A 25,329-nucleotide genomic window follows, 5' to 3' on the forward strand; every position below is an offset into this window, starting at 1 on the left:
GGTGCAGGTCTGTTTTCCTGCACGGATGCTCCGATGCTGATCAACGCGTACTCCACCCTCGGCCACGTACTGGCACCGCCACCACAGGCTGACGCTGCCAACGTCCGTGGTCTTGATGACCCCGCACTGGCCCCGCACCTGGGCGGCTTCGTCAACTACGTGCTGGGCCATGGCGACGGCCAGATGACCGCGGCGCGCTATCACCTGATGCGGCACGTGCAGCGCGTGCGCCAGCACTACCTGTTCGAGCTGGCCGAAGCCGATCTTGGGGCGCTGCAGCCTTGGCTGCTCCAGGCCAACGCGGTGTGCTTCCTGGAAGATGGCAGCGTCCGCGATCCGGCCGGCAAGGTGCTGTTGGGTGACGCGCTCGATCCGCAGGCACAGGTGCCCTATCCCGTCGACGCTGAGCAGCGCCGGGCGCGCAGCCAACAGCAGCTGCAGGCCCACGCGGTGCATGCCCCGCCGTCATTGCCACCCGTGGTGGGCGCGGCCGAGGCACAGCTGCGCGCGCCTGCCCAGGTCTGGGCCAGAGCACAGGCGCTGCTGGCGTGTGCGCTGCGCGCCGAGGCGCTGCAGGCCGGTGACCCACCGTTGAGCCTGGCCGAGTTGGCCGAGCGTCTGCCGGCCCTGCCCGAGGCCCTGAGCCCGGCCGAGGCCGCCTTCATCGAGCACGGGGACGCCGAGGCGGCTCTGCCGTTCGGCTGGCGCTACGAGAGCCTGGCCGTGCTGCTGTGGGCGCTGGGCCTGTCCGAGGCGCTGCCGTGGCCGCAGGCGACCTGTGCCGTGCCGGATGTGGTGGGCGCCTTGCTGCAGAAGGCTGACAGTGGCAGCGAACCTGCAACCCTGCGCGACACCGCCGAGCTGCTGGATGCGCTGGATCTGCACTACCGCCTGCACTGGGCTGCGCGCGAGGCCCAGCGCCAGGGTGCACCGATGCCCGGTGCGCTGGAGGGCGGTGTGATCTACGAGCGCCACTACGCGCTGAACTGGTTGTTCTGCTTTGAACAGGCCGACTGGGACGACGTGGATACGCCGACCTGAGTCTGCAGGGCGAGGGCGGTCAGGCCGCCCTCGCCGGAACCCCCTCAGCCGCGCAGTTCTGCCAGTTGCGCCTGCAGTTCTGCCACGGTGGCTTCCAGCTGCTCCACCCGGGCCAGCAGGTCCGGGTCGGCGCCGGCGGGACTGCTGCCACCGCCGCTGCCGGCGTACTTCGCCGCCAGTGCCGTGCCATCCACTTCACCGCACAGCAGGTGCATGTAACGGTCTTCGCGCTGGCCGCTGGCGCGCGGCAGCACCAGCAGCAGGCCACGCTGCTGCAGGCGTTCGATCGCGTGGCGGGCTTCGTCGGTGTCGGCGAAACGGTGCAGGCGCTCGCTGCGCGTCACCAGTTCGCCCAGGGTCTGCGGCCCACGCAGCAGCAGCAGGGCCAGCAGCACGGTCTGCTGCCGGGTCAGGTCCAGCGCGGCCTGCAGGCGGTGCTCGTAGCGGTCGGCGCGCGACGAGAAGTGCTGGCGGGCCAGGCCCAGCGTCTCCAGCTGTCGCAGGGCGTGCTGCACGCTGCCGGCATCGACGTTCATCACTGGCTCGCGGGCGGTCTTCTGGTTGGCCGCCGACTGCGCAGCATTCACCGTCAGCGGATAGGTGTCCGGCGTGGTCGCCTCCTTCTCCACCAGGCAGCCCAGCAGGCGGGCCTGGATGGGGTCGAGCAGGGGAACGTCGGGGGTCGGGGCGGAATCGGTCATGGCAGCCTGCAGCACGCAACGGGTGAACCGGGAAGCATAGCGGCCCCGGTGGCGTCTTTGCCGGTAAAATGGGCCGGTATATCTGAATGCCGGTGAATCCTGATGCGTCGTCCCGTTGCCCTGTCCCTGAGCCTGCTCGCCACTGCAGCGCTCGGCCTGTCCGCCTGCAAGCGCGTGGATGCGCCTGCCGCTGAAGCCGCCGCCCCGGAGGCTGCGGCCGCCACTGCCAAGGCAGAAGGCGCGCCCGATGCCACCGCCAACGACAACCTCAATGCGGTGCTGTGGATGCAGCGTGCGCAGGAATACAAGGCGATCACCGAGCAGACCTACCGCGCTGCCGCCGACCACCTGGACGTGGCGCTGAAGGAAGCCCATTGGGACGCCCTGGTGCCCGAAGAGCGCGGCAACGATGCCAAGGGCCTGAAGCCGGCCGTGGTGCTCGACCTTGATGAGACCGTGCTGGACAACTCGCCCTACCAGGCGCGTCTGGTGCGCGATGGCAAGGAATACGACGAGCTGAGCTGGGACCAGTGGGTGGCCGAAAAGAAGGCCAAGGCCATTCCCGGCGTTGTCGATTTCGCCAAGGCCGCCAACGCCAAGGGCGTGACCCTGCTGTACATCTCCAACCGCGCCGTGCACCTGAAGGACGCGACCCTGGCCAACCTGCGCGAACAGGGCCTGCCGGTGGCCGATGACAGCGTGTTCCTGGGTCTGGGCACCGTGGTGGAAGGCTGCGAGCAGGCCGGCAGCGAGAAGAACTGCCGCCGCCGCCTGGCCGGGCAGAAGTACCGCGTGCTGATGCAGTTCGGCGACCAGCTGGGCGATTTCGTCGAAGTGACCGCCAACACCAACGAAGGCCGTGACGCGCTGCTGCAGCAGTACCACGACTGGTTCGGCGAGCGCTGGTGGATGCTGCCGAACCCGACCTACGGCGGTTTCGAGCCGGCCCAGTTCAACAACGATTACAGCCAGTCGCGCCAGGCCCGCCATGACGCCAAGCGCGCCGCGCTGGACTACGCACCGTGAGCCGCGCGCCCTTGCCGCTGCGCGCTGACGAGCGCCTGATCTTCGCCCTGGACGTGCCCGACCGCGTGCAGGCGCTGGAGTGGGTGGACCGTCTGGGCGACAGCGTGGCGTTCTACAAGATCGGCATGGAACTGCTGGCCTCCGGCGAGTACTTCCAGGTGCTGGACGAACTGGCCCGCCGCGACAAGCGCGTGTTCGTCGACCTGAAGTTCTTCGATATTCCGGCCACCGCCGCCGCGGTGATCAAGCGCCTGTCGCAGTGGCCGGTCAGCTACGCCACCATCCACGGCTGGCACCCGGCCATGATGGAAGCCTGCGCGGCCGCCAACGGCAGCGACATGCGCCTGCTGGCGGTGACCGTGCTGACCTCGATGGGCCGTGCGGACCTGGCGCAGATGGGTATCGACCGCGAACCGGTCGACGTGGTGGTCGAGCGCGCGCTGGCCGCCCAGGCAGCCGGCATCGACGGGGTGATCGCCTCGGGCCAGGAAGCCGGTCCGATCCGCGCCGCCACCGGTGCCGGGTTCTCGATCGTCTGCCCGGGCATCCGCCCCGGTGGCCCGGTGGGCGATGACCAGAAGCGCACGGTGGGCGTGGCCCAGGCCTTCGCCGACGGCGCCGACGCCATCGTGGTCGGCCGCCCGATCCGCCTGGCGGCCGATCCGCAGGCCGCCGCACGTGCCATCCAGCAGGAAATCGTGGCGGCTCTGGCTGCCCGCTGAGCCTGCCGGCGACGTACCGCACTTCCGTACCCCGAACGCCATCCCACCCACCGTGGGATGGCGTTCGCATTTGTGCGGATGAGCCTGTCGCAAGCATCCCCAGCGGCGAAAACTGTGCGCGGGTCGGCGCAACGGCGCGCCGCTGTGCTTCCCAATCGGTGAACCGGCACGACCTCTGGCTGCCGGCCCACTCACGATGAAGGGAGTACACCTACATGGATCGCAATACCCTGTTCCTGCTGGCCGGCCTGCTCGCCGCGTCCAGCACCGCCAGCGCGGCGCCGGCGCCACGCGAAACGCCGCGCATCATCGGCGGCGAAAGCGCCCAACCGGGCCAGTACCCGTTCATGGTCAGCCTGCAGGGGCTGTCCTACGGCGATACCGACTACGACCGGCACTTCTGCGGCGGCACGCTGATCTCACCGTCCTGGGTCCTGACCGCCGCCCATTGCGTGCAGGGCGCACAGCCGGCTGCGCTGGCGGTGCTGGGCGGCGCCACCGCGCTGTCCACCGAAGCCAGCCCGCGGCCCTCGAACGTGCGCGCCCTGCACGTGCACCCGGCGTTCAACAGCGGCAGCGCGCTGGAACACGACGTGGCCCTGATCCAGCTGGACGCGCCGCTGGCCGACGCCGAACCGGTGCAGTTGCGGCTGCGCCCGGATGCCAGCTACCTCAAGCTCGGCCGCGATTTCACCGTAATCGGCTGGGGCACCACCGAAAGCGGCGCCGACGCCTTCCCGACCCATCTGCAGACCGTGCAGGTGCCGTTCGTGCCCTTCGCCGAGTGCCAGCAGGCCTACGCCGGCGAGCTGTCGCGCGGCAAGGTCATCTGTGCCGGTCGCGAAGGCATGGACAGCTGCCAGGGCGATTCCGGCGGGCCGCTGCTGCTGCGCCTGCGCGAAGGCTGGACCCAGTTCGGCATCGTCAGCTGGGGCGAGGGCTGCGCGCTGGCCGGCTACCCCGGCGTTTATGCCCGAATCGCCGAAAAACATGCCGTGGATTTCATTGAAGCGGTGTGGCAGAAGGATTGAGTCAATAAAATCAATTATTTAACTTGTGTTACATGAAGTATTGCCTGAACTTGAAGGTCGGCGTAGCATCGCCGCCATCCGGCCTCGTGCCGGAACCGTGCGACACCTTGTCCTCCGGCCTTGTGCCGGTTTGAAGAGCCTGCGATCCAAGTGATCCGGGCTCTTTTTTTTGTACGCCAGCGCAGTGGGGTCAGCGCCCTTCTGCCGGGCCGCAGAAGAGATCCGACCCCGGGCTGTGCGGGAAACCGTGACCGTGCGGCTTGCCGCTGTCACCTCGCAGGCCGCAAGATGCGGACCGGTCCGGGGAGTCCGAATGCATGAGCGTGGCAAGGGCAGTGCAAACAAGGTCTGCGCGTTACGGGGGGCTGTTGGCCGTGCTGCTGCTGGCGGTGGCCGCCTGCCGCCAGTCCAGCCCAGATGCCGTCGCACCTGCCGCTGAGCCGGTCGCTGCGGTGCAGGCCATGGCCCAGCGCCTGGCCGAAGATGATCTGGTGGGCTACGCCAGGCTGGCCGTACCGCCCAGCCAGTACCAGCGGCTGCAGCAGGCCTGGGACGAAGGCCACAGCCAGTGGCCGCTGACCGAACTGCCGCTGGGTGACCAGTTGCTGCCGATGCTGTCGGCCCTGCGCGAACCCGATGCCGGCAGCCGCCTGCAGCGCAGCTTCGACCGCCAGCTGGCCGGCCAGGCCAGCGCGGTGCGCCAGGCCGCGCAGTCGATGGGCAACTTCGGGGTGCAGTACCTGCAGCACCAGAAGGGCTACACGCCCAGCCAGCAGGCGCACTACGTGCAACTGGTGCAGACCCTGGCCCTGTGGGCGCAGGGCGCTCCGATCAGCGACCGTGCGCGGGCGCGCAGCACCATCAGCGCGCTGGTCGGTGCCGCCGGCAAGGTCGGCTTCGGCGACGAAGAGGGCCTGCGTGCGGCCGGCATGGAAGGCAGCCTGCAGCAGCTGGCGCCGTTCATCCACACCCTGAAGGCCGTGCTGGCCAGCTACGGGCTGGGCGTGGACGAAGCGCTGCGCAGCCTGCAGGGTGAGCTGCTGTCGGTGCAGGGCGACAACGCCCTCGTCCGCATGACCTACGAACTGGCCGGCAGCACCCTGACCCTGCAGTTGCCGCTCAGTCGCCGCGAAGGCCACTGGTACCTGACCCGTACCCTGGCCGATACCGACGCCCTGCTGCGCCAGGCCGATGCCGCGCGCGCGGCCGCCGCACCGGCACCCACCGCGGCCCCGGACGCGGCCGGGGAAGCGGCAACACCGCCGCCTAAGCCATAATGGCGCCGATGTCGAAACAGAACCCGCTGCCGTTCCCCGGCGAAGAATCCCAGACGACGCCCGCCGATGCAGTGCCGGCGTCCCCCTCGACCGGCACCGGCCCCAACCCGGTACCGCCGCCTGCGGCTGCGCGTGCCGCGGGCCGCCGCCCGTTGTGGGCGCGGCTGCTGGGCCGGCTGGTGGAACCGTGGCTGTCGCTGAAGATCGAACCGGAAGACCCGGGCCAGTACAACGACGGCCGCCCGGTGGTCTACGTGCTGGAAGACTACGGCCTGTCCAACGCGCTGATCCTGGACAAGGCCTGCCGCCAGGCCGGTCTGCCCTCGCCGCTGGTGCCGCTGGCCGGTGACCCCACCGGCCGCAAGCGCGCCTATCTGGCGCTGTCGCGGCGCAGCTCCAGCAATTCGCTCATTCCCGAGCAGCGCGGCGCCAAGACCCATTCCGATTCGCTGGCCAAGGTGCTGCAGGCGCACCGCGTGCGCGACGATCTGGACGTGCACCTGGTGCCGGTCTCGATCTTCGTCGGCCGCGCGCCGGACAAGCAGAGCGGCTGGTTCGCGGTGCTGTTCTCGGAAAACTGGGCGCTGGTCGGCCGCTTCCGCCGCTTGCTGGGCCTGCTGCTGAACGGCCGCAGCACCATCGTGCGCTTCGCCCCGCCCATTTCGCTGCGTTCCACCGTGGACGAGGGCCTGGAGCCCGAGCGTACGGTGCGCAAGCTGCAGCGCGTGCTGCGTACCCACTTCCGCCGCATCCGTGAATCGGTGATCGGCCCGGATCTGTCCACCCGCCGCCTGCTGGTGGACCAGGTGCTGGCCGCCGAAACGGTGCGCGAAGCCATTGCCGCCCAGGCCAAACGCGACAACTCCAAGCCCGCCGAGGCCTGGAAGAAGGCGCATGCCTACGCCTGGGAAATCGCCGCGGACTATTCCAGCCCGGTGGTGCGTTCGGCCAGCTTCATGCTCAGCCACGTGTGGAACCGCATCTATGCGGGCGTGCTGGTGCACCACTTGGACAAGTTCAAGGCCGCCGCGCCGGGCCACGAAGTGGTGTACGTGCCCAGCCACCGCAGCCACATGGACTACCTGCTGCTGTCCTACCTGCTGTACGACCGTGGCATCGTGCCGCCGCACATCGTGGCCGGCATCAACCTGAACCTGCCGGTGGTCGGCACCCTGCTGCGCAAGGGCGGTGCGTTCTTCATCCGCCGTTCGATCCGCGGCAACGCGCTGTATTCGGCGGTGCTGAGTGAATACGTGGCGCAGCTGGTCGCCGGCGGCTATTCCATCGAGTACTTCGTCGAAGGTGGCCGTTCGCGTACCGGCCGCCTGCTGCAGCCCAAGGGCGGCATGATCTCGATGACCCTGCGCGCCTTCCTGCGCCAGCCGCGCAAGCCGGTGCTGTTCCAGCCGGTCTACATCGGCTATGAAAAGCTGATGGAAGGCGGCAGCTACCTGGATGAACTGTCCGGGCGGCCGAAGGAAAAGGAGTCGATCTGGCAGCTGCTGTGGGGCATCCCCAAGGTGCTGAAGCAGAACTACGGCCAGGTGGTGGTGAACTTCGGCGAACCGATCGCGCTGAACGACGTGCTGGCTGAAAAGGCGCCGGAGTGGAACGGCGAGGCCGTCTCGGAAGACGAGAAGCCGAGCTGGCTGTCCAGCACCGTCGATACCCTGGCCGAGCGCATCCAGGTGCGCATCAACGGCGCCGCCGACGTCAACCCGATCAACCTGCTGGCGCTGGCGCTGCTGTCCACGCCCAAGCACGCGATGGGCGAGGCCGACCTGATCGCGCAGATCGAGCTGTGCAAGACCCTGCTGGTCGAGATGCCGTATTCGGACCGCGTGACGGTGACCCCGCACTCGCCGGAGCGCATCATCGCCCACGCCGAGGAAATCAACGTCCTGACCCGCATCAAGCACCCGCTGGGTGACGTGCTCAGTGTCAGCGGCGACACCGCGGTGCTGCTCAGCTACTTCCGCAACAACGTGCTGCACCTGTTCACCGCGTCCTCGTGGGTGGCCTGCTGCTTCCAGAACAACCGCCGCATGAGCCGCACCGGCCTGGTGCAGCTGGGCCGCACGGTGTACCCGTTCCTGCAGGCCGAGCTGTTCCTGCCGTGGAGCGAAGATGAATTCGCCCAGCGCATCGAGCAGACCATCGACGTGTTCGTGCGCGAAGGCCTGCTGCAGAACATCAACGACGATGACGGCGGCATCCTGGCGCGCAACACCGGACAGACCGACGAAGTCTTCCGCCTGCGCGCGATCGGCCATTCCCTGCAGCAGGCGTTCGAGCGCTACTACATCACCATTTCGGTGCTGGTGAAGAACGGCCCGGGCGTGCTCGGTACTGCGGAACTGGAAAGCCTGTGCCAGCAGGCGGCGCAGCGCCTGAGCCTGCTGTACGCCCCGGCCGCGCCCGAGTTCTTCGACAAGACCCTGTTCCGCGGCTTCATCCAGAAGCTGCGCGAGCTGCGCCTGGTCTGGCCGGATGAGAACAGCAAGCTGGTGTTCGACCAGCGGCTGGATGCCTGGGCCAAGGACGCCAAGTTCATCCTGGGCCGCGAGCTGCGCCACACCATTGAACGGGTCAGCCCGGAAGCGGCGCGCCCGGACGAGCCGACCCCGCAAGCCTGACGGCAGCGCCGGGCCACGCCCGGCGGCGATGGGTTGGTGCGGACCTTGGTCCGCACACCTTCCACCCGTGCCAACCAAGGTTGGCACCTACCAGGGCCGGCGGGAATGGGTAGGTGCGGACCTTGGTCCGCACATCTTCCGCCCGTGCCAACCAAGGTTGGCACCTACCAGGGCCGGCGGGAATGGGTAGGTGCGGACCTTGGTCCGCACACTTCCGCCCGTGCCAACCAAGGTTGGCACCTACCAGGAGCGGCGGGAACCCGAACGGGCCGTTACGCCGGTTCGTCGGGAATCTGCAGGCTTTCCAGCTTGGCGATGCAGTCCTTCAACTGCAGCTTGCGCCGCTTCAGGCGCTTGGATTCCAGTTCGTCCTCGCCATTGGCCGCCATGCGGGTGATCTGTTCATCCAGCACGCGGTGCTCGGCGCGAAGGGCGACCAGGCGTTCGACGATCTCGGCGGGGCTGTAGGTGTCCACAGTCTGCGAGCATACACAGCGACGATGACGACCGGGAGAGGGGAATTCCGACCCCCGGTCGGGGCGGCCGCAAGCCGTTAGAATGGAGCGCATGAGTGCTGTGATCTCCCTTCCCGACCCGGTGCCGCGCGCGGTGCGCGATGCGCGCGCGGGCGCGGGCGGGCATGACGCACTGGAACGGCGCCTGCGCCGCCAGGTCGGCCAGGCCATCGCCGATTTCGGCATGATCGGCGCCGGCGACAAGGTCATGGTCTGCCTGTCCGGCGGCAAGGACAGCTACACCCTGCTGCACCTGCTGCTGCAGCTGCAGAAGAAGGCACCGGTGCCGTTCGAACTGGTGGCGGTGAACCTGGACCAGAAGCAGCCGGACTTCCCCGAACACGTGCTGCCGCAGTACCTGGCCAGCCTGGGGGTGGCGTACCAGATCATCGAACAGGACACCTATTCGGTGGTCAGCCGGGTCATTCCCGAAGGCCGCACGATGTGTTCGCTGTGTTCGCGCCTGCGCCGCGGCGCGCTGTACGCCCATGCCGAACGGCACGGCTTCACCCGCATCGCGCTGGGCCACCACCGCGACGACATGGTAGCCACCTTCTTCATGAATCTGTTCCACCACGCCAAGCTGTCCGGCATGCCGCCGAAACTGCGCAGCGACGATGGCCGCCACGTGGTGATCCGCCCGCTGGCCTACGTGCGCGAGCACGACATTGCCGCCTACGCACAGGCACGCCAGTTCCCGATCATTCCCTGCAACCTGTGTGGCAGCCAGGAAAACCTGCAGCGCCGCCAGGTGGGCCTGATGCTGAAGCAGTGGGACATCGACCACCCCGGCCGCGTCGACCAGATCGCGCGGGCCATGGGCCAGGTGCATCCCTCGCAGCTGGCCGACCCCGCATTGTTTGATTTCATGGCGTTGGACCGTGGCAGTGCACCGCCACCGCCCGATGACCACGCACCCGCACAGATATCCGCTGCCTGAGCGGAATCGTCCTTTTTCCTCTTGCCTTCCGGAATTCCATGTTCTTTCGCAACCTGACGTTCTTCCGTTTCCCGACCGCCACTGATTTTTCCGAAGTCGATACCCTGTTGCCGCACGCCCTGCTCAAGCCGGTGGGCGCGCTGGAAATGAACTCGCGTGGCTTCATCTCGCCGTTTGGCCGCGAGGAGAAGGAACAGCTGTCGCACCGCATCGCCGACCACCTGTGGCTGACCGTGGGTGGCGAAGACAAGATCCTGCCGGCGGCGGTGGTGAACGATCTGCTGGAGCGCAAGCTGGAAGAGATCGAAGAGAAGGAAGGCCGCCGCCCGGGTGGTCGCGAGCGCAAGCGCATGAAGGACGACCTGCTGCACGAACTGCTGCCGCGCGCCTTCGTGAAGTCCTCGCGCAATGACGCGTTCATCGATCTGCAGCACGGCTACGTGGTCGTGGATACGTCCAGCCGCAAGACCGGCGAATACTTCATGTCCGACATCCGCGGCCTGCTGGGCAGCTTCCCGGCCATGCCGCTGAACGCCGAAGTGGCGCCGCGCTCGATCCTGACCGGCTGGATTGCCGGCGAGCCGCTGCCCACCGGCCTGAGCCTGGGCGAAGAATGCGAGATGAAGGACCCGGTGGAAGGCGGCGCGGTGGTGAAGTGCCAGCACCAGGAACTGCGTTGCGACGAGATCGACAAGCACCTGGATGCCGGCAAGCAGGTCACCAAGCTGGCGCTGATCTTCGAAGACAACCTGTCCTTCGTGATCGGCGACGATCTGATCGTGCGCAAGCTGAAGTTCCTCGACGGCGCCCTGGACCAGCTGGAGCACGCCGACGAAGACGGCCGCCGCGCCGAGTTCGACGCCCGCTTCGCCCTGCAGAGCGCCGAGATCCGCCGCCTGTTCCTGCTGCTGGAAGAGGCCTTCAAGCTCAGCAAGGCTGACTGAACAGGCACCCCGTCGGCCGCCGGTCATCCGGCGGCCGCGCACGGCGCTATGCTGGGCACATGAGCCGCCTGCTGCGCCGCCTGATCGGCACGACCCCGCCCGCCACCGTGCAGCGCGATACCGTGCGCCTGCGCCTGGAAGATGCCGAGATCGAGGTGCTGCGCGTGCGCGACCCGCGCGCCCGCCGCATCAAGCTGAGCGTGGACGAGCGTGGCGCGCGCCTGACCCTGCCGCCGCGCGCCAGCCTGGTGATGGGCGAGCGCTTCCTGGAACAGCACCGCGACTGGCTGGCGCTGCAACTGCGCGTCTACCAGGACAACGGCCTGCCGGCGCCGCTGCAGCCGGGTGAGCCCGGCGAGCTGCCGCTGCGCGGCGAGCTGCTGCCGGTGCGCTGGCAGGAAGGCCGCTACGCCCGGCTTGAGATCGACGAACACGGCGCCTGCGTGCAGTGGCCGACCCGTGCCGGCGATGCCACGCTGCGGCGCCTGCTGCGCGAGTTCTACGAGGCACAGACCCGCGCCGATGTCGGCCGCTGGCTGCCGAAGTACCTGCCGGGCCTGCCGCGCGCGCCCAGCCGCGTGCGGCTGAAGGTGATGTCCTCGCAATGGGGCTCGCTGGCCCCCGATGGCAGCATGGCGCTGGACCTGGCGCTGGTGCTGGGCCGCCCGGCGGCGTTCGAGTACGTGCTGGTGCACGAGCTCTGCCACCTGATCCAGGCCAACCACTCGCCGGCGTTCTGGCAGGAAGTGGAACAGCGCTTCCCGGCCTGGCGCGAGCAGCGCGACTACTTCCAGCTGGAAGGCCGCCGGTTGAAGGCCATGCTGCGCCAGCTGCTGTAGCGTCGAGCTTGCTCGACGGCGCTTGGGTCCAACACCGCGCTGTTGCTGTTGTAGCGTCGAGCTTGCTCGACGGCTCTTGGGTCCAACACCGCGATGTTGCTGTTGTAGCGTCGAGCTTGCTCGACGGCTCTTGGTTCGAACGCCGCGCCCAGTCGAGCAAGCTCGATTCTACTTGCGCCTTGCGGCTGCGGTCGCCCAACGGGCGGCCACCTGCGGTGCGGTGATGCACACCGCCTGGTCGGTCACGGTGGTGACGGCGCGTTCCAGCAGCTGGATGTCGGCTTCGTGCTGGCGTGCCACGTGCGGGTCCTCGAAGAAGATCGCGCGCTGGCACAGGCCCTCCAGCACACGGTCGGCAATCTGCGCATCCCCGCCCATCGGCCCGCTCTGGTAGCGGGTCACCCAGGGCGTATCCGACGACCAGCCGCGGCTCCACGCCAGCTCGTTCAAGCGCTGGCCGGTGGTGCCGGTGGCCACGCGTTCGCCGAACCGTGCCAGCACATCGAAGTGCGCATCGGCGAAGGCGAGCATGGCCGGCTTCATTGCATCGTGGGCAATCAGCGCCAGCGTCTGCTGGCCGAAGGCATGCAGGTCATCGGCGCCCGGGTCGGCGGCCAGACCGGCATGCACGCGTTCCACTTCCACCCAGTCGCGCGCCGTGGCCACCGTGGAAATGAAGGGCTTGCCGTGGATCACGCACTGCCGCTTCAAGGCGGTGGCTTCGGGAAACACCGAGGACGGATCGACCGGATCGATCAGGTAGATGGCGCCATCCAGCACGCGATCGCCGCCCATGCCGACCACTTCCGCCACCAGCTTCATCAGTCCGCCCTGGCGACCGTACGGATAGCGGCGCAGGCCTTCGTAACCGGCCAGGAAGCCATGCCGCTCGATCGCATCGTGGGTGCGGCCCACCGCATGCAGCGACACGCCCAGCTGGCGCAGGCCCGCTTCGCTGGCGCGCAACCAGCGGAACAGCGCCGCACGGGGATCATGGTGGTGCAGACGGTTGGCGGCCAGGCCGATGCGCATCGTGGGTTCCAGCAGATGGTAGAAGCGGCAGTGTATGTCGTGATCGGCGCGCTAGAGCGGCTTTTGCAAGTTTCCTCATTGTCGTGCCGATCCCAGTCGCTAGCGTGACGGCAGGGCACCGAGCGGTTTCGCTGCCTGCTTGCCCGCGCCAGAGAGGATGCCAACGTGATCGTTGCCGGCCGTGCGGCCCGGGCCCTGCTGGCCATGCTGGCCGCGATGCCCGCCGCCTACGCCAAGGACGCGTGCCAGGGGCCGTGGTCAGTGGCCTATCCGGCCGATCGTCCGCCCCTGTCGATGGTGCATGAAGGCCAGCCCGCCGGCGTGCTGGCCACGTATCTGCAGGCCCTGCAGCAGCACGATCCCAGCATGCAGGCCAGGCCGGTGCCGGCCGCCGCGCTGTCCGCGGGCCAGCTGCCCGCCGGTACCCAGGCCATCCTGGGCTGGCCGCGTGCACAGGTGCCGGCGGGATGGGTCAGCAGCCACAGCTACCTGCAGGTGCCGCAGGTGATCGTGCGCCTGCGTGGCGCGCGTCCGGTCCTGGGGCTGGGCGACCTGCAGGGCGCTACGGTCGCCAGCCCCGAACGGCAACCGCTGGCCCGGCACCTGCGCGAACAAGCCCCGTATGCCCTGCTGCTGCCCCCCGCGCCGGTGGACAAGGCCTTCGATCTGCTGGTGGAAGGGCGCGTGGATGCGGTGGTGGTGAACCTGGCCGAAGCCAGCGCTGCACTGCAGTTCTACGGCGATGTGCTGCGGGTGGCTGCACCGGCCGGCTTCAGCGATGCGCTGGTCATGGCCACCGTGCCCGAATGCGCAGCGCGGCTGGCCCGCCATGCACCGCTGCTGCAGGAACCGTCGCCTGCCGCGCAGGCCGAGGCGCTGGCGCGCTGGACGCCGTTGCAGGCGCAAGCGCGGCCGCCGCCGCAGCGTGCGCTGCGCTGGCTGGTACCGACGCTGCTGGCCGCCATGGCCTTGGCGCTGGTGCATGCCTACGGGTTCTGGCGCCTGCACCGCGAAGGGCTGCAACGGCAGCGGCTGGAACAGCGCCTGCTGGATGTCACCGCCAGCCTGCCTGCGGTGGTGTTCCGCGCCCGTCGCAGCAGCAGCGGTTTCTACAGCGTGCCGCATATTGCCGGCGATGTGCACGCCTTGTTCGGGGTCAGCGTGGATACCGCGCGCATCGATCATGCGCAGCTGATGGCCGCCGTGCATCCGGACGATCGTGCGCGGGTGCTGGCACATGTCGATGCCGCCGCCCTGGTGCGTGGCCCGATCGATGTCAGCTTCCGCAGCCGCGGCCGGCGTGGCTGGCGTTGGGTGCGCTCGCGTGCGCAGCCGATGGCCGTGCGTGGCGAGCAGACCGGCGACATGGAATGGACCGGCTACTGGATGGACGTGACCGACGCCCACGACCGTGCACTTGCCTTGGAGGACGCACGCCAGGAGGCCGAGCAGGGCGCGCTGGCCAAGACCCATTTCCTGGCCACGATGAGCCACCAGATCCGCACGCCGATGAGCACCTTGCTGGGTCTGCTGGAACAACTGGGCAGCACCGCGCTCGATGGCCGCCAGCAGCAGGCACTGTGCAGCCTGGACGAGGCCGCAACGATGCTGCGGCAGATCCTGGACGACGTGCTGGACAGCCAGCGCCTGCAGCCGCAAGCGGCGGCGCTGGCGCCCCAGCCCACCGACCTGCGCGCCCTGCTGCTGGGCGTGCAGCGGCTGTTGGCGCCGCTGGCGGCAAGCAAGGGCCTGTACCTGCGCTGCGAAGTGGATCCTGCCCTGCAGGCCGGTTGCTGGGTGGATGCGCTGCGCCTGCGCCAGATCCTGATGAACCTTGTCGGCAACGCGCTGAAGTTCACCCTGGACGGTGGCGTGGAACTGCGCGTGCAGGTGCTGCCGCAGACATCGCCGCAGCAGGGCGATGGCCAGCAGGTGCGGCTGCAGGTGGCCGACACCGGGGTCGGCATCAGCCCCGCCCGGCAGCGGGCGGTGTTCAGTGCCTATACCCAGGCCGAAGCGTCCACCACGCGCCGGTTCGGCGGCAGCGGTCTGGGCCTGGCGATCTGCCACGAGCTGGCCGCCACCATGGGCGGCCAGCTGCAGCTGCGCAGCCGCGTGGGGCAGGGCAGCACGCTGTGGCTGGACCTGTGGCTGCCGGCCTGCGTGCCGCCCGCCGCACTGCCGGTACCGGCGCGGCCGGGGCCGTCGCAGCGGCTGCCCAGCGTCGATGTGCTGGTGGCCGAGGACCATCCCACCAACCGCCAGCTGCTGGTGAACCGCCTGCGTGGCCACGGGTTGCGGGTGCAGGCCGTGGCCGATGGTGCGCAGGCCTGGAAGGCCTGGCAGGCGCAAACCTTCGCGCTGGTCGTCACCGACTGCCAGATGCCGGGCATGGATGGTTTCGCGCTGGCCCGCGCGATCCGTGCCGACCCCCGCCCGGGTGCGGCGCGGGTGCCGATCATCGCGCTCAGTGCCAGCGTGCTGGCCAGTACCCGCCAGGCCTGTGTCGACGCAGGCATGGACCGCTTCCTGGCCAAGCCGGTGGCGGCGCACGACCTGCACGCGGCCGTGGCCGACCTGCTGGCCACGCCGCTTCAGCCGGGCACGACGGTCTCAGCTGGCCAGTAGCCGCACGATGCTGGCGGCCGCATCGCGCCCTTCGGCCACGGCGGTCACCACCAGGTCGGCACCGCGCACCGCGTCGCCACCGGCGAACAGGCGCGGGTGCGCGGTCTGGTACGGCAGGCGCTGCTTACCACCGGCCACGATGCGGCCGTTGCCCTGGCTTTCCACCCCGTGTTCGGCCAGCCACGGCGGCAGGGTGGGCGAGAAGCCGAAGGCGATGATCACCACGTCGGCCTCCAGCAGCGATTCGCTGCCGTCGATCGGCACCGCGTTCTGGCGGCCATTGGCATCGGGTTCGCCCAGGCGGGTCTCGACCACGGTCACGCCGATCACTTCATCGTCGGCGCCGGCTTCGATCGACAGCGGCTGGCGGTTGAACAGGAAGCGCACGCCTTCTTCGCGCGCATTGGCCACTTCGCGCGCGCTGCCCGGCATGTTCGCCTCGTCACGCCGGTAGGCGCAGGTGACCTTGGCCGCGCCCAGGCGCACGGCACTGCGCACGCAGTCCATGCCGGTATCGCCGCCGCCCAGCACGACCACGCGCTTGCCGTTCAGATCGGGCAGGGCAATGGTGTCTTCCCAGCCGGCAATCGGCCGGCCCTTGGGGTCATCGCCGCTGACAATGCGGCTGTTCTGCACCAGGAACGGCAGCGCCGGCAGCACGCCCTTCAGGTCCTGGCCGACCAGGCCGCCGTCGGTGTAGCGGTACGCACCGGTGCCGACGAACACCGCGTCATGGCTGTCCAGCAGCTGCTGCACGCTGATATCGCGGCCGATCTCCACGCCCAGCCGGAACTGCACGCCCATGCCCTCCAGCACTTCGCGACGGCGGTGGATCACATCCTTGTCCAGCTTGAAGCTGGGAATACCGAACTGCAGCAGGCCACCAATCTGCTCGTAGCGGTCATAGACCACCGCGGCAATGCCGGCGCGGGCCAGGCGGTCGGCGCAGGCCAGGCCGGCCGGGCCGGCGCCGATCACCGCCACGCTGTGGCCGGTGGGCTGCACCGCTTCCAGATCGGGGCGCCAGCCGGTGGCCAGCGCGGTATCGACGATGTACTTCTCGACTGCGCCAATGGTGACCGCGCCGAATTCCTCCAGCGTGCAGCTGCCTTCGCACAGGCGGTCCTGCGGGCACACCCGGCCACACACTTCCGGCAGCGGGTTGGTGCTATGGCACAGCGTGGCCGCTTCGTGGATGCGGTTTTCCTGCACCAGCTGCAGCCACTGCGGAATGGCGTTGTGCACCGGGCACTTCCAGCTGCAGTAGGGATTGCCACAGTCCAGGCAGCGGCCGGCCTGGTACTGGGCGTCTTCCTTGCCGAATTTTCCGTACAGCTCACCCCAGTCGCCGGAGGTGCGCAGTTCCACGGGAATGCGCTGCGGCATGGTGCGGGGCAGGTCGAGGAACTGGAAAGCGTGCTTGCGGCTCATGATCGTCTCGGCAGTGCAGTGCGCGCGCTCAGGCGGCGCGGCGCAGGGTTTCGGTCAGCGACTCGATGCTGGCGGCCTTGGGTTTGACCAGCCAGAACTTGCCGATGTAATCGCGGAACTCGTCCAGGATCTGCTGCGCCCAGATGCTGCCGGTCAGCTCACGGTGGCGGCCGATCAGGCGGTGCAGGTGCTGGCGGTAGTTCTCGAAGCCCTCGGCGGACACGCGGTGGATGTCGATCAGCTCGTGGTTGTAGCGGTCGACGAAATCGCGGTCCACGTCCAGCACGTAGGCCAGGCCACCGGTGAAGCCGGCGCCGAAGTTCAGGCCGACCTTGCCCAGCACCAGCACCACGCCGTCGGTCATGTATTCGCAGCAGTGATCACCGGCCCCTTCCACCACCGCCAGCGCGCCGGAATTGCGCACGGCGAAGCGCTCGCCCGCGCGGCCAGCGGCAAACAGCTCGCCGCCGGTGGCGCCGTACAGGCAGGTGTTGCCGATGATGGCGGTGCTGCGTGCCTCGAAGCGCGCGCCGCGCGGCGGGCGCACCACCAGGCGGCCGCCGGCCATGCCCTTGCCCACGTAGTCGTTGGCTTCGCCTTCCACTTCCAGATGCAGGCCGCCAACGTTGAACGCACCGAAGCTCTGCCCGGCACTGCCGCGGAAGCGCAGTTCCAGCGGCGATTCGGCCATGCCCTGGTTGCCGTGCACGCGTGCCACCGTGCCGGCCAGGCGGGTGCCGATGCTGCGGTCGGTGTTGTGGATCAGGAAGCGGTGTTCGCCGCCGCGCTTCTCTTCGATGGCCTGGGCCAGCAGGCCGTCCATCTGCGTGGCCAGGCTGTCCGGCGATTCGTACAGGCGCTGGGCGGCGCAATGGCTGCCCTCGTAGCGGGCATCGGACAGCAGGCGCGACAGGTCCACGCGCACGCCCTCGCGCGGTGCCGCGTCGATCTGCCGCAGCAGGTCGGTGCGGCCGACGATCTCTTCCAGCGAACGCGCGCCCAGGTAGGACAGCCAGCCACGCACTTCCTCGGCCAGCAGGCGGAAGAAGTTCTCCACGCGCTCGGGCTGGCCGGTGAAGTGGTTCTCGCGCAGGCGATCATCCTGGGTGGCCACGCCGGTGGCGCAGTTGTTGAGGTGGCAGATGCGCAGGTACTTGCAGCCCAGCACGATCATCGGCGCGGTGCCGAAGCCGAAGCTGTCCGCACCCAGCAGTGCGGCCTTCACCACGTCCAGGCCGGTCTTCAGGCCACCGTCGGTCTGCAGCAGGGTGCGCCCGCGCAGGTCGTTGGCCAGCAGCGCCTGGTGCGCTTCGGCCACGCCCAGTTCCCACGGCACGCCGGCATAGCGGATCGAGCTGACCGGCGAGGCACCGGTGCCGCCGTCATGGCCGGAAATGGTGATCAGGTCGGCGCCGGCCTTGACCACGCCGGCGGCAATCGTGCCCACGCCGGCGTGGCTGACCAGTTTCACCGACACCAGCGCGGTGGGGTTCACCTGCTTCAGGTCGTAGATCAGCTGGGCCAGGTCTTCGATGGAATAGATGTCGTGGTGCGGCGGCGGCGAGATCAGGCCGATGCCCGGCTTGGCGTAGCGCAGCCGCGCGATCAGTTCATTGACCTTGTGCCCGGGCAACTGGCCGCCTTCGCCGGGCTTGGCGCCCTGAGCGACCTTGATCTGCAGCACCTCGGCATTGACCAGGTATTCGGCGGTGACGCCGAAGCGGCCCGAGGCCACCTGCTTGATCTTGCTGCGACGTTGCGTGCCGTAGCGCGCGGGATCTTCGCCACCTTCGCCGGAATTGCTGCGGCCGCCGAGGCGGTTCATGGCGATGGCCAGCGCTTCGTGTGCCTCGGGCGAGAGCGCACCCAGGCTGATGGCAGCGGTATCGAAGCGCGGGAACAGTTCGCTGGCCGCGGCCACTTCGTCCAGCGGCGTCGGCGCAGCGGCCGGTACCAGTTCCAGCAGGTCGCGCAGTGCCGACGGCGGCCGTGCGTGCACCGCATCGCAGTACTGCTGCCAGGCACGTGGATCACCGCTGCGCGCCGCGCGCTGCAGGGTGGTCACCACGTCCGGGTTGTACATGTGGTACTCGCCGCCGTGTACGTACTTCAGCAGGCCGCCTACATCCACGCCCTGCTGTGCATCCCAGGCCTGCGCGCACAGCTCGCGGGCGTCGGCGTCCAGGCGCGCGAAGCCGGCACCGCCAATGCGCGAAGCGGTATCGGGGAAGCACAACTCGACCACCTCCGGTTCCAGGCCGATGATCTCGAACAACTGCGCGCCGCGGTAACTGGCCACGGTACAGATGCCCATCTTCGAAATGATCTTCGACAGGCCCTTGTAGACGCCCTTGCGGTAGCGGCGGCCGATCTGCGACTGCTCGCCGCCCTTGCTGAGCTTGAGGATGCCGCGCCGGCCCAGGTCGAACAGGGTCTGGTAGGCCAGGTACGGGTACACCGCGGTGGCGCCGAAGCCGAGCAGGCAGGCCATGTGGTGCGGGTCGCGCGCGGTGCCGGTTTCGACGATCAGGTTGACGTCGCAGCGCAGGCCCAGGCGCGAGAGGTGGTGGTGGATGGCACTGGTGGCCAGCAGCGCATGCACCATCGGCCGCCCGGCCACCGGGTAACGGTCGGACAGCAGCAGCATCACCATGCCCTCGCGGGCGGCCTGTTCGGCCTCGCTGCAGATGCGTTCGATGCCGGCGCGCAGGCCCTCGTCTTCGCTGTAGGACAGATCCAGCAGACGGTTGGCCTGCACGTACTGGTCCATCTTCAGCAGCTGGCGCAGCTTGCGCTGGCTCAGCACCGGCGAATTCAGGATGACGTGGTTCACCGTCTCCGGGCCGGCGTGGAAGATGTTGGTCTCCTTGCCGAGCTGGGTGGACAGGGACATCGCGCAGTCTTCGCGCAGCGGATCGATCGGCGGGTTGGTGACCTGCGCGAACGCTTGGCGGAAGTAGTCGTAGAGCGGACGGCTGCGCTGGCTCAGCACCGCCATCGGCGTGTCATCGCCCATCGAGCCGGTGGCTTCCTGCTCGGTTTCGGCCAGCGGCCGCAGCACCTGCTCCACTTCTTCGCTGCTGAGCTGGTACAGCTTGTGGTAGCTGCGCAGGGTGCCTTCGTCGAAGGGTTCTTCCACCAGCGACGGGTCGATCAACTCGGTCTGCAGGTAGGTCACGCCCTGCTGCAGCCACTGCTTGTACGGCGCGCGGCCGCGGTTGATACGGTCGATGGCCTCCGAATCGAGCAGGTCGCCGCGCTTGAGGTCGATGGCGATCATCTCGCCCGGCCCCAGCTTGCCCTTGCGTACCACCCGTTCGGTGGGCACTTCCCACACACCGGCTTCGGAAGCGACCAGAAAGTGGCGGTCGGCGGTCAGCATCCAGCGCGCCGGGCGCAGGCCGTTGCGGTCCAGGGTACAGACCGCGTAGCGGCTGTCGCAGGCCACGATGCCGGCCGGGCCGTCCCAGGGTTCGCTGTTCAAACCGTAGAACTCGTAGAACGCGGCCAGGTCCGGGTCCTTGAATTCCAGCGACTGGGTGGCCGGCGGCACCAGGATGCGCAGCGCCTGGATCAGCTCCATGCCACCGGACACCATCAGTTCCAGCATGTTGTCCAGGCTCTGCGAATCCGAGCCGTGCATGGAAATGACCGGATCGAACTCGGCGATATCGAAGCGCGGGGTCTTCCACACCTTGCTGCGCGCCTGCGCCCAGCGCCGGTTGCCTTCGATGGTGTTGATCTCGCCGTTGTGGGCGAGCATGCGGAACGGGTGCGCCAGCGGCCAGCGCGGCAGCGTGTTGGTCGAGAAGCGCTGGTGGAACACGATCGCGCTGGAGGCCAGTTCGCGCCGCTGCAGATCGGTGTAGAAGCGGCTGAGCTTGTCCGGCAGCACCATGCCCTTGTAGCTGATCGCGTTCGGGGTGAGCGTGGTGACGTAGAAATCGGCGTGCTCGCGCAGCTGCTGTTCGCTGCGGCGGCGGGCAAGGAACAGGGCCAGCGCGAAGCCGGCATCGTCCTGGCCGACACCGGCATCGACGAACACCTGTTCGATGCGCGGCAGGGTGTCGCGCGCCAGTTGGCCGCACACGCTGTCGTCGGTCGGCACCAGGCGCCAGCCGGCCACCTTGCAGCCCACCGCTTCGATCTGCTGCTGCAGCTGCGCGCGGCAGGCCTGGGCGGCCGCTTCATCGTGCGGCAGGAACACCAGGCCAGCAGTGAAGCGTGCGCCGATGGCGATGCCGGCCTCGCTGGCCAGCAGTTTCAGGAAGGCATCGGGGCGCCGCAACAGCAGGCCGCAGCCGTCGCCGGTCAGGCCGTCAGCGGCGACGCCGCCGCGGTGGGTCATGCGCGAGAGCGCGGCAATGGCGGTGTCGACCAGCAGACGCGAAGGCTGGTCGTCGAGCTGGGCGACCATGCCGAATCCACAGGCATCGCGCTCGGAGCGCGGGTCGTAAAGCCCTTGGCGGTTGCGGGGGGCCATCTCTACCTCGATGCGAAATGAAATGAGCGGGGACACTCGTGCCCGCTCATTCCCTGGAGCGCATCGTGAGGCCACCGGATGCCTCGACTAGATCACAGTTGCTGCAACGCCGCAACACACGGTTGCGCGTGCAACCAAAGCGCTGGCAAGTGCCTGCCAGCGCAGGGGTTTTTCAGCCGCAGCGAACGCCGCTCACCACGTCCTTGGCGTCCACTTCCACATTCAGGCGATCACCCAGGAATTCCATGGTGGCCACGTCGTTGGGCTTGAGCACGCGCACCTGGCTGGCGCCGGCATCTTCCTGGGCCTGCTTGCCTACCGCATCGGTGTAGGCCTGGCCGACCAGGCTCTGCACCTGGCTGGCATCGCAGGTGCCGGCCGGCGGTGCTTCGGTGGCCTTGCCGGCTTCATCGGCCGGGGCCTTGGCCGCTTCGGCGGCCTGCTGGGCATGGGCGGTCGCCGCATCCTGCTCGTCCATCGACGGCGCCTGGCAGGCGGTCAAGGCCAGCACGGCCGGCAGCAGCAGGGCGGACAGGGATCGGGCGCGGATCGGGAACGACATCAAGGACTCCAGAAAGGGATGGAAGGGTATGCCCCGAGGATAGCCGCGAACCCACCCTCACGTGTTTGTCTTGCGTTATTGACGCGTCGGCTGCACGGCGCTGGCCATGCTGCCAGCCATGCCCAACGCCCCCACCCCCGAACGCCAGGCTGCACGCGCCGCCGGCCTGCGCTATGTCGATGACACCCAGCCGGGCATCAGCCGGCGCCGCGCCGGCAAGGGTTTCAGCTACCGCGATGCAGACGGCCACGCGCTGCGCGACGCCGCCACGCTGCAGCGCATCCGCGCGCTGGCCATTCCGCCGGCCTACACCGCGGTGTGGATCTGCGCCCATGCCAACGGCCACCTGCAGGCCACCGGCCGCGATGCGCGCGGCCGCAAGCAATACCGCTACCACACCGACTGGGCCGCCGTGCGCGACGCCGGCAAGTTCGACCGCGTCATCGCGTTCGGTGAAGCGCTGCCAGCCCTGCGCCGGCGCCTGGCGCGCGACCTGAAGCAGCCCGGCTTCCCGCGCGACAAGGTGCTGGCAGTGGTGGTGGCCCTGCTGGCCGATACCCTGGTGCGGGTGGGCAACGAAAGCTATGCGCAGGAAAACAAATCCTACGGGCTGACCACGCTGCGCAACCGCCACCTGGACCTGCTGCGCGGTGGCCGCGTGCGCATGCGCTTCCGGGGCAAATCGGGGCAGTTGCACGAGGTGGTGGTGGGCGACCGCCGCCTGGGCACGCTGGTGCGCGGCATCCAGCAGCTGCCCGGGCAGGCGCTGTTCCAGTACCGCGATGACGAAGGCGCGCTGCAGCCGGTGGATTCCGGCGCGGTGAACGACTACCTGCGAGAGATGATGGGTGAAGACTTCACCGCTAAGGATTTCCGCACCTGGGGCGGCACGCTGGCGGCGGTGCAGGCATTCGCCGCCACCGAACTGCCCGAACCGGCCAGCCAGCGGGCGCTGGCCAAGGCGCAGCGCGAGGTGGTGTGCCAGGTGGCGGCCCGGCTGGGCAACACGCCGGCCGTGTGCCGCAAGGCCTATATCGACCCGTGCGTGTTTGCCGGCTGGGAGCGCGGTGAGCTGGCCTCGCTGGCCGGCCTGCGCGGCCCGCGGCAGTGGGAACAGGCCACGCTGAAAGTGCTGCGCCGGGCACGGCGGTTGGCCCGGCGGGGAGGCTAAGGTCGCGGCGACTCGGGTCGACTACGGCTATTTCGGAATTGTCCGATTACGGTCTGTGCAGTAATTCAAGGATACGCCTGCAGGCGCTGGTTAGGCTGGGGCCCTGACGGATGACAAGGACGCGGACATGCCCGAGATGGATATCAGTAGTGCAGCCGACGAAGTAGTGCGGTTGCTGCGGGAGAACCAGGCACGCGCTGCCGCCGAACGGCTGGAGGCTCTGTGTGATGGCCAGGCTGCGGTTGTCCAGGAGGCACTGGACCGGTACGTCTCGGTTCGCGGCGCGGCTGAGCTGGGAGCGCTGCAGGCCGCTGGGGGTGTTGCCGCCGGGGATAGGGCCATCGTCAGCCCGATGCTGGATCGACTGCGTGAGGCGTCGCGGCCGCCGCGGATGCCAGATGCTGAGGAAACGAGGGATCTGAGCCAGACACAGCAATACGACGTGTACGGCAGCGTAGTAGCAGTACGGGGTAGTGCGGCTGCGCATGATGCCATGGGTACCCAAGACCGGGTCATCCTTGGCTTGCGTAAGGAGGACCGCACGACCACGGAGCTCGGTCGAGGTGACTACAACGACCGCATCGTCGTGCTCTGGAAGGATGCTGAGGGTGGCCGGTATGCCCGTGAATTCAACGAGGCTACCACCGAACCTACCGCCCAGTACGATGCCCACGCCGCGACCAGGCAGCCGAGTCCGGGGTTTGAAAACGTGATTCGGAAGAAGAAGACCGAAGGAGAAGACGTCAACGGCGATGGTGTCAGGGATCTTGGCCGGTTGACCGAGGGAACCACCGAGATGCGGGCGGCCACACACCCGCGCCGAGATCATCCAGCCGAGTTCGCCCTTCGCCCGAGCTCGGCAGCAGTCATTGCCGGCGCTCGTCGCGTCGAGCGTGACAGCAATGGCGACGGTTGGTTTGATGCACGCGATACCTACGGAATGCAGGACCTCAACTCGACCTTCAAGATCCATCGTGGAAGCTCGCGGAACACCGATTCAGCCGGTTGCCAGACAATCGGTGGTGGAAAATACGACGACTTCATCGAGGTCGTGCGCGGTACGCCTGGACAGAACAGCTGGCAGTACGTCTTGACCTCGGTCGCACCAGGACAGGTTCGCGAGCGCGGTGGTCAGGAAGTTTCCCCCGCAGCAACAGATGATCCGCGTCTGCCGTCACATCGTGACCATCCCCTACAGCAGCAGATCAGCCAAGGCTTGCGTGCAATGGGCGGTGCCTATGCAGAGCACGCAGACGAGTACAGCCTGGTGATGTTGCTTGAAGCGAAGGCTGCGGGTCTGAGCCGAGTAGACCAGGTGGTGGCAAGCAATCCGGTGCAGGGAGGCGCGGCTGGCGAGACGCTGTTCCTGGTTCAGGGGAGCCTCACCGATCCAGCTGCACAGCGCGTTGGAGTGAATGCGGCCAAGATTGCAGAGACCAACGCGGAGGCCAGTCTGCAGGAGCTTCAGCGGCAATCGCGGGAGCAGACGCCCCCGCACCAGACGCCTGCACAGCAACAGGAAGCACCTGTCATGGGAGGACGCTGAGCCATGCAACACCGTTACCTGACTACATCGGTTGTTCTGTTTTCGCTGTTGATCGGCAGCGCCTGTACCTCCAGCCGTGAAAGCCCTCTGGCACCTCGCCTGATCCCGCCCGCCGGGGAATCCTCGTCCGTTGCTGCAGTGCGCGACGAAGGGTTGCCGGGGTTGCCCGATGTGAGCGGCGCCCCCGACCTTCCAGGCAGAGTGGGCTCGCTGCCTCCCGACGCCACGCGAATACTGACGGGGTTGGGCTGCGTTCTGGACGGTAGTGCCAAGGTGCTGCTGACCGAGGTAATGGGCGAGGATGGACGCCGCGATGTGATGGTGTCCGACCATATCGGCACGCGCTACCGCTACTGGCTCCGATCATTCTCCGGCAGTGGCGACACTACCGGCTATCTGGTGCAGCTGAACGGATGCCCCGTCTCTACGGTCGGCATGCGGGCATACATTGCCCGCGGCGCCGCCGCGCCGCAGGACGTGACGGCGTCGGTTCTTGCGAACAGTGCGCTGCCCGACGCCGCCACCATGGCCGCCTACGCTGAGGCCGGTGTGAGCGATCTGTTCGCCCTCACCTGGAAGCTGGATAAGGTCCCGGTAGTGCGCTGGGTGGCCGAGCCCGACGTGGATCGACCCATCGCATTGGATGGCCGAACTTTCGACCGGGGCAACATGGTGCACGCGGGCTTTCTGGTATGGGAAAAGGATCGCTTCACCTTTCACAAATCCGTTCCGGCAGCCCTGTGGCCCTGCAAAAAATGGGAGGCACTTTCCTGCAGTGAGGATCCTTTCCTGAAAGGCTGGTAG

General features: G+C 68.3%; 19 protein-coding genes. 13 read left to right on the forward strand and 6 right to left on the reverse strand.

Annotated elements, in window-relative coordinates:
- Window positions 1-33: 33 nt before the first annotated feature.
- On the forward strand, window positions 34-1,041 hold the full coding sequence (locus G4G00_RS17010; RefSeq protein ID WP_164275217.1) for a DUF4272 domain-containing protein: 1,008 nt from the start codon (window positions 34-36) through the stop codon (window positions 1,039-1,041).
- 44 nt (window positions 1,042-1,085) lie between these two features.
- Here G4G00_RS17010 and G4G00_RS17015 read toward each other — a convergent pair whose 3' ends face one another.
- The gene (locus G4G00_RS17015) at window positions 1,086-1,742 is read right to left on the reverse strand and encodes a DUF480 domain-containing protein (RefSeq protein WP_164275219.1); all 657 of its coding nucleotides are present in this window, start codon (window positions 1,740-1,742) and stop codon (window positions 1,086-1,088) included.
- 102 nt (window positions 1,743-1,844) lie between these two features.
- Between G4G00_RS17015 and G4G00_RS17020 the strand changes: the two genes are divergently transcribed.
- From G4G00_RS17020 to plsB, 5 genes are all read left to right on the forward strand, one after another.
- Entirely contained in the window at window positions 1,845-2,768 is a 924-nt protein-coding gene (locus tag G4G00_RS17020; RefSeq protein ID WP_108751735.1) for a 5'-nucleotidase, lipoprotein e(P4) family, read from the forward strand.
- Window positions 2,765-3,490 (forward strand): orotidine-5'-phosphate decarboxylase, encoded by a 726-nt coding sequence (gene pyrF, locus G4G00_RS17025; protein WP_108751736.1) that lies wholly within the window; start codon window positions 2,765-2,767, stop codon window positions 3,488-3,490. Before G4G00_RS17020 ends, pyrF begins: the two co-directional genes overlap by 4 nt.
- 215 nt (window positions 3,491-3,705) lie before the next feature.
- Complete coding sequence (locus G4G00_RS17030; protein ID WP_164275222.1) at window positions 3,706-4,521, forward strand: serine protease; 816 nt, start codon at window positions 3,706-3,708, stop codon at window positions 4,519-4,521.
- A 317-nt stretch (window positions 4,522-4,838) separates the two neighbouring features.
- Window positions 4,839-5,798 (forward strand): hypothetical protein, encoded by a 960-nt coding sequence (locus G4G00_RS17035; RefSeq protein WP_164275225.1) that lies wholly within the window; start codon window positions 4,839-4,841, stop codon window positions 5,796-5,798.
- Complete coding sequence (plsB, locus tag G4G00_RS17040) at window positions 5,798-8,434, forward strand: glycerol-3-phosphate 1-O-acyltransferase PlsB (RefSeq protein WP_108747980.1); 2,637 nt, start codon at window positions 5,798-5,800, stop codon at window positions 8,432-8,434. The genes G4G00_RS17035 and plsB overlap by 1 nt, the downstream gene beginning before the upstream one ends.
- A gap of 272 nt (window positions 8,435-8,706) precedes the next feature.
- Here the strand turns inward: plsB and G4G00_RS17045 are convergent, their stop codons facing one another.
- Window positions 8,707-8,910: a YdcH family protein gene (locus G4G00_RS17045; protein WP_079224582.1), complete on the reverse strand. Its 204-nt coding sequence runs from the start codon at window positions 8,908-8,910 to the stop codon at window positions 8,707-8,709.
- Window positions 8,911-9,001: 91 nt separating this feature from the next.
- Between G4G00_RS17045 and ttcA the strand changes: the two genes are divergently transcribed.
- Genes ttcA through G4G00_RS17060 form a run of 3 tightly spaced genes read left to right on the forward strand, consistent with a single transcriptional unit; the run spans window position 9,002 to window position 11,672 of the window.
- Complete coding sequence (gene ttcA / locus G4G00_RS17050; protein WP_205515574.1) at window positions 9,002-9,889, forward strand: tRNA 2-thiocytidine(32) synthetase TtcA; 888 nt, start codon at window positions 9,002-9,004, stop codon at window positions 9,887-9,889.
- 38 nt (window positions 9,890-9,927) lie between these two features.
- Entirely contained in the window at window positions 9,928-10,833 is a 906-nt protein-coding gene (locus G4G00_RS17055) for a recombination-associated protein RdgC (protein WP_108747982.1), read from the forward strand.
- A gap of 59 nt (window positions 10,834-10,892) precedes the next feature.
- Window positions 10,893-11,672 carry a SprT family zinc-dependent metalloprotease gene (locus tag G4G00_RS17060; protein WP_108760841.1) on the forward strand — a complete coding sequence of 260 codons (780 nt, stop codon included), beginning with the start codon at window positions 10,893-10,895 and terminating at the stop codon, window positions 11,670-11,672.
- Between the two features lie 168 nt (window positions 11,673-11,840).
- Here the strand turns inward: G4G00_RS17060 and G4G00_RS17065 are convergent, their stop codons facing one another.
- Window positions 11,841-12,704 (reverse strand): methylglyoxal synthase, encoded by an 864-nt coding sequence (locus G4G00_RS17065; RefSeq protein WP_108751741.1) that lies wholly within the window; start codon window positions 12,702-12,704, stop codon window positions 11,841-11,843.
- A 165-nt stretch (window positions 12,705-12,869) separates the two neighbouring features.
- Between G4G00_RS17065 and G4G00_RS17070 the strand changes: the two genes are divergently transcribed.
- Entirely contained in the window at window positions 12,870-15,332 is a 2,463-nt protein-coding gene (locus tag G4G00_RS17070) for a response regulator (protein WP_240336178.1), read from the forward strand.
- Here G4G00_RS17070 and G4G00_RS17075 read toward each other — a convergent pair.
- From G4G00_RS17075 to G4G00_RS17085, 3 genes are all read right to left on the reverse strand, one after another.
- Window positions 15,318-16,763, reverse strand: coding sequence for an FAD-dependent oxidoreductase (locus G4G00_RS17075; protein WP_108751742.1), 1,446 nt, complete (start codon window positions 16,761-16,763; stop codon window positions 15,318-15,320). The two genes, G4G00_RS17070 and G4G00_RS17075, sit on opposite strands and share 15 nt — an antisense overlap.
- Before the next feature lie 28 nt (window positions 16,764-16,791).
- Window positions 16,792-21,246, reverse strand: coding sequence for a glutamate synthase large subunit (gene gltB / locus G4G00_RS17080; protein WP_108751743.1), 4,455 nt, complete (start codon window positions 21,244-21,246; stop codon window positions 16,792-16,794).
- Between the two features lie 172 nt (window positions 21,247-21,418).
- Entirely contained in the window at window positions 21,419-21,808 is a 390-nt protein-coding gene (locus tag G4G00_RS17085; protein ID WP_108751744.1) for an I78 family peptidase inhibitor, read from the reverse strand.
- Between the two features lie 118 nt (window positions 21,809-21,926).
- Here G4G00_RS17085 and G4G00_RS17090 point away from each other — a divergent pair, with 118 nt between their 5' ends.
- The 3 genes from G4G00_RS17090 to G4G00_RS17100 all read left to right on the forward strand — a co-directional run bounded on the left by G4G00_RS17090 (window position 21,927) and on the right by G4G00_RS17100 (window position 25,329).
- A complete protein-coding gene (locus G4G00_RS17090; protein ID WP_164275231.1) occupies window positions 21,927-22,979 on the forward strand; it encodes a DNA topoisomerase IB in 1,053 nt (350 codons plus the stop codon).
- A 127-nt stretch (window positions 22,980-23,106) separates the two neighbouring features.
- Complete coding sequence (locus G4G00_RS17095; protein ID WP_164275234.1) at window positions 23,107-24,525, forward strand: XVIPCD domain-containing protein; 1,419 nt, start codon at window positions 23,107-23,109, stop codon at window positions 24,523-24,525.
- Between the two features lie 3 nt (window positions 24,526-24,528).
- Window positions 24,529-25,329, forward strand: coding sequence for a hypothetical protein (locus G4G00_RS17100; RefSeq protein ID WP_240336179.1), 801 nt, complete (start codon window positions 24,529-24,531; stop codon window positions 25,327-25,329).

The organism is Stenotrophomonas sp. B1-1, assembly GCF_010894375.1.
Taxonomy (GTDB): domain Bacteria; phylum Pseudomonadota; class Gammaproteobacteria; order Xanthomonadales; family Xanthomonadaceae; genus Stenotrophomonas.